The organism is Micromonospora sp. NPDC049151 (genome assembly GCF_040648395.1).
Taxonomy (GTDB): Bacteria; Actinomycetota; Actinomycetes; order Mycobacteriales; family Micromonosporaceae; genus Micromonospora.
Window position 1 is genome coordinate 267,526 of the sequence record NZ_JBEZDP010000004.1, and the last position, 14,181, is coordinate 281,706.

Here is a 14,181-nt window from a genome sequence, read left to right on the forward strand (position 1 = left end):
AGAGGGACGGCCGCCGTCCCTCTCCGTCCGGTGCCCGTCGTCAGCCGACCCGCAGGCCCCCCAGCAGGGCCGAGTCGCCCGCCACGTCCAGCGCGTCGAAGCTGATCCGGCCCATCAACGCCAGCAGCAGATCGCTCGCCGTGCCGGACACCTGCGCCCGCGCCCGGTGGTCGTCGTGGTCGAGGATCGTCGCGGTGTCCAGCAGCGCGACCCCCTCGCCCCGCAACCGCAGATACCACTCCTGCGCGGCGTCGGTCGCGTTCAGATGCACCACGCCGTGCCACTGCCCGGGCCGTACCCGCCGTCCCGCCGGCAGCCAGGTGTCCAGCACCTCGCTCACCCCGTCGGCCGCGAGCTTCGCCTCGATCGGGTCACCCGCACCGATCGCGAGCTGGGCGTCCCAGCGGTGGACGGCGGTCTCGTGCGCGACCCGGCGCGGCCAGAAGGCGGCCTTCTTCGGCTGGGGCGCGAAGTTCCAGGCCGGCGCCTCCGGATCCGTCGCCTCCAGCAGCGCGCTGATCCGCTCGTACTCCCGCGTGTACCACTGCGCCGCGGTCAGACCCGCGGGCGGCTCCGGGTCGTGCCGCTCCGGCCGGGCCGTCCCGCCGGCGGTCAGGACGGTGCCCACCCAGATGTACGCGCGGGTCAGGTGATGAGCGAGGTCGGTGACCGTCCAGCCGGGACAGGACAGCACGGGTGTCTCGGGCGGCGCCTCTGTCACCGCCACGGCGAAGGCGGGGCCCTCCGTGCGCAGCGCGCCGATCCAGAAGTCCTTCGTGTGGTGCAGTCTGCTCATCGCCATCCTCCCGGGGGTGACCGGGCCACCAGTGGGTGCTCCGGCTACCCCTCAGCCTAGGGTGAAAGGCGTGTCAGACGTCTACGCCGAACCGGCGACTGCCGGTGACCCGACCGATCCGGCCACCCTGGCGCGCTACACCACGCTCCGGCTCGGCGGCCCCGCCGGGCGGCTGGAGGTCGCCGGGGATGCCTCCCAGATCGTACTAAAGGTGCAGGAAGCGGAAGCCCGTGAGCAGGCAGTGCTGGTGCTGGCGGGCGGCAGCAACGTCGTGATCGGCGATCAGGGCTTCCCCGGCACCGTCGTGCTCGTCCGCTCCCGGGGGTTCCAGGTCGTCGCCGAGGACGGCGACACCGTCACGGTACGTGTGCAGGCAGGCGAGCCGTGGGACGACCTCGTCGCCGCCACCGTCGAGCGCGGCTGGTCCGGACTGGAGTGCCTCTCCGGCATCCCCGGGTCGGCCGGCGCGACCCCGATCCAGAACGTCGGCGCGTACGGCCAGGAGGTCGCCGAGACGATCGTCGCCGTCGAGGCGTACGACCGGACGGAACGCCGGGTGGTGCGGATCGCGGCGGCCGACTGCGGGTTCGCCTACCGGGGCAGCATCTTCAAGTACAGCGACCGCTGGGTGGTGCTAGCGGTCGACTTCCGGCTCACCAGGTCGCCGCTGTCCGGTCCGGTCCGCTACGCCGAACTGGCCCGGGCGCTCGGCGTCGAGGTGGGCGACCGGGTGCCGCTCGCCGACGCCCGGGCCACCGTGCGCGAGCTGCGCGCCGGCAAGGGCATGGTGCTCGACCCGGCCGACCCGGACACCTGGTCGGTGGGCTCGTTCTTCACCAACCCGGTGCTGCCGGTCGAGGCGTTCGCGCAGGTGCGGGAGCGCGCCGCCGACCTGGGGGAGCCGCCGCACTGGCCGGGCGCCGACGGCACGGTGAAGCTCAGCGCGGCGTGGCTGATCGACAAGGCCGGGTTCGGCAAGGGGTACGCGGGCCCGGAGGGCGTCGCCATCTCCAGCAAGCACACGCTCGCGCTCACCAACCGCTCCGGCACCGCCAGTACGGCCGCGCTGGTGGCGCTGGCCCGCGAGATCCGCGACGGCGTGCAGTCCCGCTTCGGCGTCCCCCTACACCCCGAGCCAGTCCTCATCAACTGCACCATCTGACCCCACCCCGCCCGCCTCACCCCCGCGATGTTGCACTTCCGGCCCTTGGTGCGGGCGGTTCAGCGGGGGGAGACGGCGGGCCAGGGGAGGGTCAGGTAGCCGTGGCGCCAGGTGCGGGGGGTGTCCTGGATCGGCCAGCCCGCCTCCTTCACCACCTCGACCGTACGCAGCCAGCGCTGGCGAGGGCCGAACGGGGCGTACCCGGCGGCCGAACGCCAGGCGTGTTCCAGCGCCTCGATGAGGTCGTGGACGCGTTCCCCCGGCACGTTGCGGTGGATCAGCGCCTTCGGCAGCCGCTCGGCGAGCGTGGCCGGGCTCTCCAGCGTGGTCAGCTTCGCCGACAGGGTGAGCGTGCGCGGGCCGGCGGCGTCCAGCAGCACCCAGGAGCCGAGCCGCCCCAGCTCGTCGCAGGTGCCCTCGACCAGCAGCCCGCCCGGCGCGAGCCGCCCGGTGACGGTACGCCAGGCGTCGGCCACCTCGCTCTCGTCGTACTGGCGTAGGACGTTTAACGCCCGGACCAGCGCGGGACGCAGCCCGGCCAGCTCGAAGCCGCCCCGGGCGAACGTCAGCCCGGGTGGGTCGGCGGCGGCCGAGGCGGCGGTGACGCGTACCGGATCGATCTCCAGGCCGACCACCCGCACGTCGGCGCGGACCCCGGCGGCGAGACGGGCCCGCAGTTCGACGGGGGTGACCGGGGTGGCGCCGTAGCCCAGGTCCACCACGAGCGGGTCGGCGGCGGCGCGCAGCGCGTCGCCGCAGGTCTCGACGATCCAGTTGTCCACCCGCCGGAGCCGGTTGGGGTTGGTGGTGCCCCGGGTGGCCACGCCGAGCGGACGCTCCATCAGGAGATCCGGTGCACCTTGTGCTGCGCGGCCTGGGCCAGCGGGCGGACCACGAGCCGGTCGATGTTGACGTGGTGCGGGCGGGTCGCGCACCAGGCGACGCAGTCGGCCACGTCGTCGGCCACGAGCGGTTCGGCGACTCCGGCGTAGACCGCCTCGGCCCGGTCGGCGTCGCCGCCGAAGCGGACCAGGCCGAACTCCTCGGTCTTCACCATGCCGGGGTCGATCTCGACCACCCGGACCGGGCGGCCGCACAGCTCCAGCCGGAGCGTTCCGGCGATCGCGGTCTGCGCGTGCTTGGCGGCCGTGTAGCCGCCGCCGCCCTCGTAGACCACGTGCCCGGCGGTGGAGCTGACGATCACGACAGTGCCGGCGCCGGAGCGCTCCAGCGCCGGGAGCAGCGCCTTGGTGACGCGGAGCGTGCCGAGCACGTTCACGTCGTACATCCATTGCCAGTCGCCCACGTCGGCGGACTCGACCGGGTCCAGGCCGCGCGCGCCGCCGGCGTTGTTCACCAGCAGCGTGACCGGCCCGGGGGCGGCCTCGGCGGCGGCGGCCAGGGCGGCCACCGACTCGTCCGAGGTCACGTCGCAGGCCACCGCCGTCGCCGCGCCGCCAGCCGCCTCGATCTCGGTGACCAGCGCGGCCAGCCGGTCGGTACGCCGGGCGGCGGCCAGCACGTGGAAGCCCTCGGCGGCGAGCCGGCGGGCGGTGGCCGCGCCGATGCCGCTGGACGCCCCGGTGACGATGGCGATGGAAGTCATCCGGTCATTGTCTCCCGTCGCCGCGCCGGGCGGCGGGATGAGGTCCGTCACGCCCGGGACCCGGCGGAAAGCATTTCCGTACCCCGATGGGGAAGATGACATCCGGCACACGGGTTGACCGAGAAGCGCCGGTCGTGCGGGACGGCATCAACCGTGACAGAGGGAGCGGACGTGGCGGATTTGCACACCGGTGTCGGTCGTCAGCGAGGTGCCCTTCCGTGGCCGCGGCCCCGCCGTATCGCCACCCTGTCGGTGCACACGTCGCCGCTGCACCAGCCCGGCACCGGTGACGCGGGCGGCATGAACGTCTACATCCTGGAGGTGGCCCGGCGGCTGGCCGAGGCCGACGTCGAGGTGGAGATCTTCACCCGGGCCACCGCCGGTGACCTGCCCCCGGTGGTCGAGGTGGCGCCCGGGGTGTCCGTCCGGCACGTCACCGCCGGCCCGCTGGAGGGGCTGACCAAGGAGGAGCTGCCGGGTCAGCTCTGCGCCTTCACCGCCGGGGTGCTGCGCGCCGAGGCCGCCCGCCCGCCGGGCCACTACGACCTGATCCACTCGCACTACTGGCTCTCCGGGCAGGTCGGCTGGCTGGCCAAGGAGCGCTGGGGCGTACCGCTTGTCCACACCGCGCACACCCTGGCCAAGGTCAAGAACGCCCGCCTCGCCGCCGGCGACCGTCCCGAGCCGAAGGCCCGGGTGATCGGCGAGGAGCAGGTGGTCACCGAGGCGGACCGGCTGGTCGCCAACACCCGGGTGGAGGCCCGCGACCTGCTCGACAGGTACGCGGCCGCCCCGGACCGGGTGGCGGTCGTGGAGCCCGGCGTCGACCTGGACCGGTTCCGCCCGGCGCCCGGCGACCGGGACGCCGCGACCCGGGCCGCGCGCCGTCGGCTCGGCCTGCCGGCCGACGGGTACGTGGTCGCGTTCGTCGGCCGGATCCAGCCGCTCAAGGCGCCGGACGTGCTGGTCCGCGCCGCCGCCGCGCTGCGCGAACGGGACCCGGCGCTGGCCGACGAGCTGACCGTGGTGATCTGCGGCGGGCCGAGCGGCAGCGGCCTGGACCGGCCCACCGCCCTGATCGAACTGGCGCACGCGCTCGGCGTCGCCGACCGGGTGCGTTTCCTCCCGCCGCAGACCGGCGGTGACCTGCCCGCCCTCTACCGCGCCGCCGACCTGGTCGCGGTGCCGTCGCACAACGAGTCGTTCGGGCTGGTCGCGCTGGAGGCCCAGGCGTGCGGCACGCCGGTGCTTGCCGCCGCCGTGGGCGGCCTGGTCACCGCGGTACGCGACGGCGTCAGCGGCGTGCTCATCGACGGGCACGACCCGGTCGACTGGGCCCGGGCGCTCGCCCGCCTGCTGCCCGACCGGGCACGCCGTGCCGCGCTGGGCCGGGGCGCCGAGCGGCACGCCCGGGACTTCTCCTGGCAGCGCACCGCCGCCGGCCTGCTCGCGGTCTACGGGGAGGCGATCACCGAGCACCGGGCCCGGCTGGCGCGGCGGTGCGGCGACCCGGCCCTGCTGTGCTCCTGGTGACCGTCACCGGCCACCGGGCGGCCCCGGTCCGCCGGTCGTAGAGTGGGTGCGATGAGCCGCAGGAGTGAGGTCGCCGCGCTGATCGAGTCCGTCTGCGCGGAGCGCGAGCTGGAGTGGGAGTCCACGGGCGAGGCGTCGTACGCGGTGACGCTGCCCGGCACGCACAAGCTCAAGACGATCTGCAACCTGATCGTGGGTGAGCACGCGCTGCGGGTCGAGGCGTTCGTGATGCGCCAGCCCGACGAGCGCCGCGAGGAGCTGTGGGCCTGGCTGCTCCAGCGCAACGCCCGCATGTACGGCGTCTCGTTCTCCATCGACTCGGTCGGCGACGTCTACCTGACCGGGCGGGTCAACCTGGCCGGGGTCGACGCCGACGAGCTGGACCGGCTGCTCGGTTCCGTGCTGACGTACGCCGACGAGTCGTTCGACAGCATGCTGGAGATCGGCTTCGGCACCGCCATCCGCCGGGAGTGGGAGTGGCGGGTCAAGCGCGGCGAGTCGACGGCGAACCTGGCCGCGTTCGCGCACCTCTTCGAGCCCTCCGCGACCGCCGGTTCGTCCGCCGGAGGTTCGGAGCCCTCCTGACGGGTATGCCGCCCCGCGCGGTGCGGAGCACTGGGACCCACCGCGGGCCGAGGACGGACTGTCGAGGAGCGTGTCCCATGGCTCAGCGCAACAGCTCAGGTCGCGGCACGACTGCGACCCGGACCAAGCGGCAAACCGGCAACCAGACGCCGAACACCCCGAGGGTGTCGGAGTCGGCGATCTCGCGGATGAAGGTCGACGACCTCCGCAGCCAGCTTCGGCGGCGCGGTGTCTCCGGGATCTCCGCGCTGCGGAAGCCGGAACTGGTGAAGACCCTGGCGCGCACCATGCGGGGGGAGGGCGGCGCGGCCCGGCGCAGCTCCGGCCCGGCCGGCCGGCCGTCGGCCACCCGCAAGAGCACCGCCGCGAAGAAGACCACAGCCCGCCGGGCGACGTCGCCGGCCAAGTCCGCGCCGGCCGCGCGGGCCACCGGCGCCAGGGCCAAGGCGGCGGGTACGCGCAAGGCGGCACCCGCCCGCGCGAAGGCGACCTCGTCGCGGGCAACGGCGACGTCGGCTCGGGCGAAGGCGGCCCCGTCGAGGGCGAAGGCGGCCCCGTCACGGGCGAAGGCGGCCCCGTCACGGGCGAAGGCGGCCCCGTCACGGGCGAAGGCGGCCCCGTCACGGGCGAAGGCGGCCCCGTCACGGGCGAAGGCCGCTCCGTCGCGGGCGAAGGCGGCGCCGGCTCGGAAGGCGTCGTCCGCTCGGGCGCAGAGCGCGCCGACCCGTGGCCCGGCATCCAGCCGGTCGATCGGATCGTCGCAGCTCATCACGTCGCTCGCGGACCGGCCGGAGCGTCCGGGCCGGAGCCTGGTCACCCGTAACCACGAGGTGATCCAGCGCTGGGCGCGGGCGCGGGGCGCGAAGCCCGCCACCATCGCCGGCACCGAGCGCGGCAACCGGCCCGGGGTGCTCACGTTCAACATCCCCGGCTACCGGGAGAGCAGCCGGATCCGGGAGATCACCTGGGACGACTGGTTCCGCACGTTCGATCTCCGGCGGCTGAACCTGATCTATCAGGAGCAGATGCGGGACGGCCGGCAGAGCAACTTCTTCCGGACCGAGAACCCGAATCGCGAGGACGGCTGAGGTTTACGGGAATGGCGGACGGGAACGCCGTGTTTGCCACTCCAGGGACGACAACAGGGACAGCCGGGTTTCCGACAGGGCGCTGTGACGGGCAAGACAGCGATCTGGGTTGAATCCGGAATCCGGGCGAACTAACTTTATTGCACCGCGTCACGCTTGTTTCCGTTCGGGGGAGCGGTGGATCGATCAGGTCCGCGCAGGCGAGACGCGAAGATCGGGTGGAGCACACCGTTGGGGGACGGTGCCACCCGTGGAACCGGCGGCGCGAGCGGGCGACGCTTACGGGGGTGAGTGTCGCCCGCCGCCGCCGGGCGTACGGTCAGAGCGCCCATCTCGACGGGGGTCGGGGTGGGCGCTCTGCCGTTGTCCCGAGCCCCTTCAGCCGGTGGCACCGACCGGCTCCGCAGCCGCCGCCCGCAGCGCGGCCACCCGCCGTTCCCGGCGCGGCCCGGCGAGCAGGTGCCCGGCGGCGGCCAGCAGACCGAGCGCGCCCACCACCAGCCAGTGCCGCTCGCCGAGGTGTTCCAGGCTGATCCCGCCGAGCGCGGGCGCCACGAACGACGCGGCCGGGAACGTCAGGTAGAAAACCGACTGGTAGCGGGCGCGCAGTTCCGGCGGCGCGAGGTCCGCGTTGATCTGTGCGTTCGGCGGCGCGGCGAGCATCTGCCCGACCGTCCAGACCACCGCCGCGCCGAGGTAGAGCGGCAGCCCGTCGGCCATCGTCAGCGCACCGAACCCGAGCGCCATCAGCCCGGTGGAGGCGGCCAGCACGCTCGACTTCCGGTACGGCTCGATGAGCCGCGGCACGAACAGTTGCCCGGCCACGATCAGCGCCCCGCCGAGTGCCACCACCAGCCCGTACGCCGACGGGCGCAGGCCGTCCGCGCGCATCGCCAGCGGCATGATCGTCGAGGTCTGCATGGTCAGCACGGCGAGCAGGAACGTCAGCCCGACGAACACCAGGAACGTGCGGTCGGTGAGCGCGGTGCGCAGCCCGGGACGGCGTCCGACCACCGCCCGTGGGGTGAGCGCCGGCCGCCGGGTGAGCGTCTCCGGCACCTTCAGCGCGATCACCACCGCCGCCGCCAGCGTGGCACCGGCGTCGACCAGGAACAGCGCCGTGAAGCTCGCCTCGGCGAGGATGCCGGCCAGCAGCGAGGCGACCGCCATGCCCAGGTTGAACGCCCAGAACTGGAGGTTGAACGCGCGGGAGCGGCGGGCCTCCGGCACCACGTCCACGATGGCGGCCACGAACGCCGGGCTGGGCATCGAGTGCGCCACCCCGACCAGCGTGGCGAGTGCGGCGATCGCCGCCAGGTGCGTGCTGAACGCCAGCGCCGCCATCAGCCCGGCGGCGGCCAGGTGGGCGGCGAGGAGCGTGGCCCGCCGTCCCCAGCGGTCGGCCAGGACGCCGCCGAGCAGCGTGCCGGCCGCGCCGCCGATGCCGTACGCGCCGACCACCAGCCCGGCCAGCGACGGCGGGGCGCCTCGCGCGGCGGTCAGGTAGAGCGACAGGAACAGCAGCGCGAACGCGCCCGCCCGGTTGATCAGCAGGCCGGACCAGAGGTACCAGAACGTGGCCGGCAGTCCGCCGGCCGTGTCGTCCCACCAGCGCCGCAGGCCGCGCACACGTCCTCCAGAAAGGTTTCCTTACGATTCCTTCCCGTACCGTATCGATCCGCCTCGGGCAGGGCGCGCGCGGGCGTACTCAGGAACCGGCCCGGACCGGTTCGGCGGGTGCGGTGGCAGCGGCCTCGCCCGCCTCGGGCGCCGGGGCGGCGGTGACGGTGACCGGCGCGACCGGCGTGCCTGCGGCGCGCAGGGCGACCGCGCGGCGCTCCCGGGCCGGGCCGGAGACCAGGTGGGCGACCGCCGCCACGACACCGATGCCCGCGCAGCCGAGCCAGAGCGCGCTGTTGCCGGCGTGCTCGCGCACCAGGCCGCCGAGGATCGGCGCGGCGGCGCCGGCGAGCTGCCAGGACAGCGAGAAGGCGCCCTGGTAGCGGCCGCGCAGCGCGGCCGGCGACAGCTCCGCGATCAGGGTGGCGTTCGACGGCGAGTTGAGCATCTCGCCGACGGTCCAGATCAGCACGGTGAGGCCGTAGAGCCAGACCGTGTCGGCGAACGCGGTGAGCCCGAACCCGGCGCCCATCACCAGCGCCGCGAGCGCCAGCACGTGCGAGCGGCTGCGGCCCTTGATGAGCCGGGGTACGAACAACTGGCCGAACACGATGAGCACGCCGTTCAGTGCGATCACCGAGCCGTAGGTGGCCGGGCTGAGCCCGGAGTCGCCCATGGCGATCGGCAGCATCGAGATGTGCTGGAGGAACACCAACGCGGCGAGCAGGTTGAGCGCGACGAAGCCGAGGAACACCCGGTCGGCAAGGATGGTGCGCAGCGCGCCGGCCGGCGCCGGCATCCCCTTGGCCGGGAGCGCGGTCACCGGGCCGCGTGTCTCGCCGACCCTGGCGAAGATGATCAGCGCGGTGACCAGCGTGGTGGTCGCGTTGACCAGGAACAACAGCAGGTAGCTGCTCTGCGCGGCGAAGCCGGCGAGCACCGCGGCGCAGGCGAAGCCGAGGTTGATCGCCCAGTAGTTGAGCGAGAAGGCACGCAGCCGGTCCTTGTCCGGCACCACGTCGATCATCATCGCGCCGAAGGCCGGGCGGGCCGCCTCGGCGAACGCGCCGAGGAGCAGCGCGCCCACGGCGACCGCCCACAGCGGACGGGCGAGGCCCAGCGCGACCATCATCCCGGCCGCGCCGACGTGCGCGACGAGCAGCGTGGGCCGCCGTCCCCAGCGGTCGGTCAGGGTGCCGCCGATAGTGGTGCCGACTGCGCCGCCGGCACCCCAGAGGCCGATCACCAGACCGGCCTGTGCGGCGGAGAAGCCGCGTTCCTGGGTGAGGTAGATGGCCAGGAAGATCAGCACGAAGGAGCCGAGGCGGTTGATCAGCGTGCCGGCCCAGAGGTACCAGAACGTCCGTGGCAGGCCACCCGCCGTGTCCTGGAACCAGCCCCGTACCGTCCGCATCCCGACGCCCCCGATTGGTAATGACCGACCCCTGTAAGACGCCTTACAACCTAGTGCCGGGCCGGAGCCGTGGTCATCAGGATTTCCACGTGGTGGTCGTCACCACAGGTCGCCGCGTGTCCGCCCGCGCCGTACGGCAGGATGATCGGCATGACTGCGAGCGAGGGGCCCACCGTCGGGACGCTGGTCCTGCTGCGGCACGGCGAGAGCGACTGGAACGCCAAGAACCTCTTCACCGGCTGGGTCGACGTCGACCTGACCACAAAGGGGGAGACCGAGGCGCGGCGCGGCGGCGAACTGCTGCGCGAGCACGACCTGCTGCCGGACGTGGTGCACACGAGCCTGATGCGCCGGGCCATCCGCACCGCCGAGCTGGCGCTGAACGCCGCCGACCGGCACTGGATCGCGGTGCGCCGGTCGTGGCGGCTCAACGAGCGCCACTACGGCGCCCTGCAGGGCAAGGACAAGAAGCAGACCCTCGACGAGTACGGCGAGGAGCAGTTCATGCTCTGGCGCCGCTCGTACGACACGCCGCCGCCGCCGATCGACGACGCCGACGAGTGGTCGCAGGTCGGCGACCCCCGGTACGCGCTGCTGCCGACCGAGCTGATGCCGCGCACCGAGTGCCTGAAGGACGTCGTCGACCGGATGCTGCCCTACTGGTACGACTCGATCGTGCCGGACATCCTGGCCGGCCGGACCGTGCTGGTGGCCGCGCACGGCAACTCGCTGCGCGCCCTGGTCAAGCACCTCGACCAGATCTCCGACGAGGCGATCGCCAAGCTGAACATCCCCACCGGCATTCCGCTGCGCTACGACCTGGACGCCGATCTGCGTCCGCAGGTGCTCGGCGGGACCTACCTGGACCCGGACGCGGCGAAGGACGCCGCCGCCGCGGTGGCCAACCAGGGCCGCTGAGGTGTAAGGAAGGGCCCCCTATTAACGCCTGAGGTAGAGGAAGGGCCCCTTGTTAACCCGACGCGTTAACAAGGGGCCCTTCCTTGCACGCGGTCAGGCGGAGGTGGAACCGGTGATCAGGTAGACCACGTGCTCGCCCGCGTTCACCGCGTGGTCGGCGAAGCGCTCGTAGAAGCGCCCCAGCAACGTCGCGTCGATCGCCGTCTCCACCCCGTACGGCCAGTCGTCGCCGAGCAGCACGCCGAACAGGCTCTTGTGCAGGTCGTCCATCGCGTCGTCGTCACGGTCCAGCTCGGCGGCCACGGCGGCGTCCGGCTTGGCCAGCACCGAGCCGATCTTCTCGGCCATCCGGTCGGCGATCCCGGCCATGTCGGTGAAGACCGGCCGCAGCTCCGCCGGCACCGCCGGGGACGGGTGCCGGCGCAGTGCCGTCTTCGCCACGTGGTCGGCCAGGTCGCCCATCCGTTCGAGGTCGGCGGCCACGTGCAACGCGGTGATCATCGCGCGCAGGTCGGAGGCGACCGGCGCCTGCCGGGCCAGCAGGTCACAGACCCGCTCCTCCACGTGCCGGTACAGCTCGTCGATCTCGGCGTCCCGCGCGATCACCGTCTCGGCGGCCGTCCGGTCGGCGGTGAGCAGCGCCTTCGTGGCCTGGCGCATGGCCGCGCGTACCGCCTCGGCCATGTCCACCAGCAACTGGCTGACAATCTGCAGGTCGGCCCGGAACTCGTCGCGCATCGTCACTTCCTGGGGTCGGTTGCCGCCACCTGGAGGGGTACGGCAGGAGCAGGTGCGCGACCCACGCTAGGCCGAACGGTCGGCACCAGGGTGAACGCGGGTGAACGACGCTGGGCCCGCAGGTGAACTTTGCCGAAAGCGAGAGTGATTCGTCCCCCTGTGACCGATCTCCGGGTTAACAATGACCCTACGATCGCCGGGTGGAATGGGCGGTGGCCGTCGTGGTGGCCGGAGCGCTGGTGACCGGGCTGGTCGCCGGGGCGCTGCTGTCCGGACCCGTTGACGAGTGGCGGCGCCGCAGGGCGTCGCAGGGCGGCGGGATCCTCCGTCGTGACGCAGGGAGGACGAACATTCCGGACGACCAGCAGGGGGGCCTGCCCGGGCTCGGCCGCAAGACGATCGACTCGCTGCGCGCCGGCGTGGTGGTGCTCGACCTGGACGACGTGCCGGTGCTGGTGAACCCGGCCGCCCGGGCGATGGGTCTGCTCCGTACCGGGGCGACGCCCGGGTCGATCGCGGCGCACCCGTTGATCCGTACCCTCGCCGGGCAGGTCCGCCGCACGGGCGTGCGGCGCGAGATCGAGCTGGACCTCCCCCGGGGCCGCGACGGCGGTGGGGACAACCCGCTCGGCGTGCACCTGCGGGCGATGGGACTGGGCTCCGGCTACATCTCCGTCGAGGCGGTGGACGTCACCGAGTCGCACCGTCTCGCCCGGGTACGCCGGGACTTCGTCGCGAACGTCAGCCACGAGCTGAAGACGCCGATCGGCGCGCTGCAACTGCTCGCCGAGGCGCTCGTCGACGCCACCGAGCCGGCCGCCGACGGCGCACCCGACCTGTCCGAGGACCTGGTCGCCGCGCGGCGGTTCGCCGAGCGGATCCAGCACGAGTCGACCCGGCTCGGCCGCCTCGTGCAGGAGCTGCTGGAACTGACCCGTCTCCAGGGCGCCGAGCCGCAACCCGCCCCCGAGCCGGTCTCGGTGGACTGGGTGCTCGCCGAGGTCGTCGACCGGACCCGCACCGCGGCCACCGCCCGCCGGGTGGAGATCGCCGTCGGCGGGCAGCGGGGCCTGACCGTGTACGGCAGCGACAGCCAACTGGCCACGGCGGTGGCGAACCTGGTGGAGAACGCGATCAACTACTCCGGCGAGGACACCACGGTCCGGGTGACCGTCACCGGCACCGAGGAGCACGTCGAGATCGCCGTGGCCGACCAGGGCATCGGCATCGCCCCGAACGAGGTCGACCGGATCTTCGAGCGCTTCTACCGGGCCGACCAGGCCCGCTCCCGGTCCACCGGCGGCACCGGCCTGGGCCTGGCCATCGTCAAGCACATCGCCAGCAACCATGGCGGCCGGGTGGACGTGTCGAGCACCCTTGGTGGGGGATCGACGTTCACTCTCCGGCTGCCCGCACGCCCCCCGGACGACCTGGAGACGACACTCGCCTCCGCTGGGATCGAGGCCGGCCCGGCCGATCTCCGGCAGGTCTGACCACAGGAAAGGAAACACCCGTTGAGCCGCGTACTGGTGGTCGAGGACGAGGAGTCGTTCTCCGACGCCCTGTCCTACATGCTCCGCAAGGAGGGGTTCGAGGTCTCCGTCGCCGCGACGGGCCCCGCCGCCCTCACCGAGTTCGACCGGACCGGCGCCGACATCGTGCTGCTCGACCTGATGCTGCCGGAGATGTCCGGCACCGAGGTCTGCCGGCAGCTCCGCCAGCGCTCGCACGTGCCGATCATCATGGTCACCGCGCGGGACAGCGAGATCGACAAGGTGGTCGGCCTGGAGATCGGCGCCGACGACTACGTGACGAAGCCGTACTCGCCGCGTGAACTGGTCGCCCGCATCCGGGCGGTGCTGCGCCGGCAGAGCGCCGAGTCGAACGAGACGGGTGCGCCGACGCTCGCCGCCGGGCCGGTGCGGATGGACATCGAACGGCACGTGGTGACGGTCGGCGGCGCCGGGGTGCAGCTCCCGCTCAAGGAGTTCGAGCTGTTGGAGCTGCTGCTGCGCAACGCCGGACGGGTGCTCACCCGGGGGCAGCTGATCGACCGGGTCTGGGGCGCCGACTACGTGGGCGACACCAAGACGCTGGACGTGCACGTGAAGCGGCTGCGCTCCAAGATCGAGCCGGAGCCGTCCGCCCCGCGCTACATCGTCACGGTCCGCGGCCTCGGCTACAAGTTCGAGCCCTGACCCCTCCGCCGCCGTGGCTCGCGCGCCGACCCACGCCGATCTTGGAGTTGTGGCTCCCCGAATTGCCCTTTTGGTGCAGGTTCGCGAGGTACCACAACTCCAAGATCGATGAACTCGCCCCAGACCGCAGCGGATCCTCGTACGCGCTGACCGCTACCACCCCCTGAACGCCGCGATCTTGCACTTCGGTACCCCGCATAGCGCGCGAATGGGGCATCCGATGGGCTCAAACTGCAAGATCGCCGGTTTGTCCCGCAGTGCCCGCCTCCCGCCCACGATCTGCCCCGCCCGAGGGCGTCGATCATGAAGTTGACGGCGCTCGGTGTCCGTTTTGTCGCCGCCAACCTCATGATCGCCGGGCACCGGGTGCCGGGTGACCCGGGAGTGCCTCTCGGGGGTGATCAAGGGGTTTGTGTCGTCGTTGGCGCAGAAGGCTGCCGCAAAGTCCTTGATCACGGGTGGCAGGGCGCGGTGCTGGGGGCGGGACTTGGGGGTTTGGGGTGGGTGTCTGGTTCGGGGGTGG

The 14,181-nt window shown here is 73.0% G+C and carries 13 protein-coding genes; 7 read left to right on the forward strand and 6 right to left on the reverse strand.

Going from position 1 to position 14,181, the window contains the following annotated elements; all coding sequences use genetic code 11:
• Positions 1 to 40: 40 nt before the first annotated feature.
• Entirely contained in the window at positions 41 to 796 is a 756-nt protein-coding gene (locus tag AB0B20_RS07750; RefSeq protein WP_357389201.1) for a maleylpyruvate isomerase family mycothiol-dependent enzyme, read from the reverse strand.
• A 70-nt stretch (positions 797 to 866) separates the two neighbouring features.
• Here AB0B20_RS07750 and AB0B20_RS07755 point away from each other — a divergent pair, with 70 nt between their 5' ends.
• Positions 867 to 1,958: a UDP-N-acetylmuramate dehydrogenase gene (locus AB0B20_RS07755; RefSeq protein ID WP_357389199.1), complete on the forward strand. Its 1,092-nt coding sequence runs from the start codon at positions 867 to 869 to the stop codon at positions 1,956 to 1,958.
• Between the two features lie 59 nt (positions 1,959 to 2,017).
• On the opposite strand, the gene AB0B20_RS07760 is transcribed toward AB0B20_RS07755, so the two are convergent.
• Together AB0B20_RS07760 and AB0B20_RS07765 are read right to left on the reverse strand one after the other, a co-directional pair.
• Positions 2,018 to 2,800: a class I SAM-dependent methyltransferase gene (locus AB0B20_RS07760; RefSeq protein ID WP_357469051.1), complete on the reverse strand. Its 783-nt coding sequence runs from the start codon at positions 2,798 to 2,800 to the stop codon at positions 2,018 to 2,020.
• Entirely contained in the window at positions 2,800 to 3,564 is a 765-nt protein-coding gene (locus AB0B20_RS07765) for an SDR family NAD(P)-dependent oxidoreductase (RefSeq protein ID WP_357389195.1), read from the reverse strand. The genes AB0B20_RS07760 and AB0B20_RS07765 overlap by 1 nt, the downstream gene beginning before the upstream one ends.
• Positions 3,565 to 3,735: 171 nt before the next feature.
• On the opposite strand from AB0B20_RS07765, the gene mshA reads away from it, so the two are divergent.
• The 3 genes from mshA to AB0B20_RS07780 all read left to right on the forward strand — a co-directional run bounded on the left by mshA (position 3,736) and on the right by AB0B20_RS07780 (position 6,770).
• Positions 3,736 to 5,097 (forward strand): D-inositol-3-phosphate glycosyltransferase, encoded by a 1,362-nt coding sequence (gene mshA, locus AB0B20_RS07770; RefSeq protein WP_357389193.1) that lies wholly within the window; start codon positions 3,736 to 3,738, stop codon positions 5,095 to 5,097.
• A gap of 51 nt (positions 5,098 to 5,148) precedes the next feature.
• On the forward strand, positions 5,149 to 5,682 hold the full coding sequence (locus AB0B20_RS07775) for a YbjN domain-containing protein (RefSeq protein WP_354868468.1): 534 nt from the start codon (positions 5,149 to 5,151) through the stop codon (positions 5,680 to 5,682).
• A gap of 188 nt (positions 5,683 to 5,870) precedes the next feature.
• The gene (locus AB0B20_RS07780; RefSeq protein ID WP_357469079.1) at positions 5,871 to 6,770 is read left to right on the forward strand and encodes a hypothetical protein; all 900 of its coding nucleotides are present in this window, start codon (positions 5,871 to 5,873) and stop codon (positions 6,768 to 6,770) included.
• 378 nt (positions 6,771 to 7,148) lie between these two features.
• Here AB0B20_RS07780 and AB0B20_RS07785 read toward each other — a convergent pair whose 3' ends face one another.
• Together AB0B20_RS07785 and AB0B20_RS07790 are read right to left on the reverse strand one after the other, a co-directional pair.
• Positions 7,149 to 8,399, reverse strand: a complete 1,251-nt coding sequence (locus AB0B20_RS07785) for an MFS transporter (protein ID WP_357469054.1) — start codon at positions 8,397 to 8,399, stop codon at positions 7,149 to 7,151.
• Positions 8,400 to 8,478: 79 nt separating this feature from the next.
• The gene (locus tag AB0B20_RS07790) at positions 8,479 to 9,804 is read right to left on the reverse strand and encodes an MFS transporter (RefSeq protein WP_357389187.1); all 1,326 of its coding nucleotides are present in this window, start codon (positions 9,802 to 9,804) and stop codon (positions 8,479 to 8,481) included.
• A 150-nt stretch (positions 9,805 to 9,954) separates the two neighbouring features.
• Here AB0B20_RS07790 and AB0B20_RS07795 point away from each other — a divergent pair, with 150 nt between their 5' ends.
• The gene (locus AB0B20_RS07795) at positions 9,955 to 10,722 is read left to right on the forward strand and encodes a phosphoglyceromutase (RefSeq protein ID WP_357389185.1); all 768 of its coding nucleotides are present in this window, start codon (positions 9,955 to 9,957) and stop codon (positions 10,720 to 10,722) included.
• Positions 10,723 to 10,815: 93 nt separating this feature from the next.
• Here AB0B20_RS07795 and phoU read toward each other — a convergent pair whose 3' ends face one another.
• Positions 10,816 to 11,460, reverse strand: coding sequence for a phosphate signaling complex protein PhoU (gene phoU, locus AB0B20_RS07800; protein ID WP_357389184.1), 645 nt, complete (start codon positions 11,458 to 11,460; stop codon positions 10,816 to 10,818).
• Between the two features lie 320 nt (positions 11,461 to 11,780).
• Between phoU and AB0B20_RS07805 the strand changes: the two genes are divergently transcribed.
• Together AB0B20_RS07805 and AB0B20_RS07810 are read left to right on the forward strand one after the other, a co-directional pair.
• Complete coding sequence (locus AB0B20_RS07805) at positions 11,781 to 12,953, forward strand: ATP-binding protein (RefSeq protein WP_357469082.1); 1,173 nt, start codon at positions 11,781 to 11,783, stop codon at positions 12,951 to 12,953.
• Positions 12,954 to 12,974: 21 nt separating this feature from the next.
• Positions 12,975 to 13,658 carry a response regulator transcription factor gene (locus tag AB0B20_RS07810; RefSeq protein WP_030272198.1) on the forward strand — a complete coding sequence of 228 codons (684 nt, stop codon included), beginning with the start codon at positions 12,975 to 12,977 and terminating at the stop codon, positions 13,656 to 13,658.
• The last annotated feature ends 523 nt before the right edge of the window (positions 13,659 to 14,181 follow it).

Coding starts and splice junctions, on each gene's coding strand:
- AB0B20_RS07750 (WP_357389201.1), bottom strand. CDS start 796: ATGAGCAGACTGCACCACACGAAGGACTTCTGGATCGGCGCGCTGCGC.
- AB0B20_RS07760 (WP_357469051.1), bottom strand. CDS start 2,800: ATGGAGCGTCCGCTCGGCGTGGCCACCCGGGGCACCACCAACCCCAAC.
- AB0B20_RS07765 (WP_357389195.1), bottom strand. CDS start 3,564: ATGACTTCCATCGCCATCGTCACCGGGGCGTCCAGCGGCATCGGCGCG.
- AB0B20_RS07775 (WP_354868468.1), top strand. CDS start 5,149: ATGAGCCGCAGGAGTGAGGTCGCCGCGCTGATCGAGTCCGTCTGCGCG.
- AB0B20_RS07780 (WP_357469079.1), top strand. CDS start 5,871: ATGAAGGTCGACGACCTCCGCAGCCAGCTTCGGCGGCGCGGTGTCTCC.
- AB0B20_RS07790 (WP_357389187.1), bottom strand. CDS start 9,804: ATGCGGACGGTACGGGGCTGGTTCCAGGACACGGCGGGTGGCCTGCCA.
- AB0B20_RS07795 (WP_357389185.1), top strand. CDS start 9,955: ATGACTGCGAGCGAGGGGCCCACCGTCGGGACGCTGGTCCTGCTGCGG.
- phoU (WP_357389184.1), bottom strand. CDS start 11,460: ATGCGCGACGAGTTCCGGGCCGACCTGCAGATTGTCAGCCAGTTGCTG.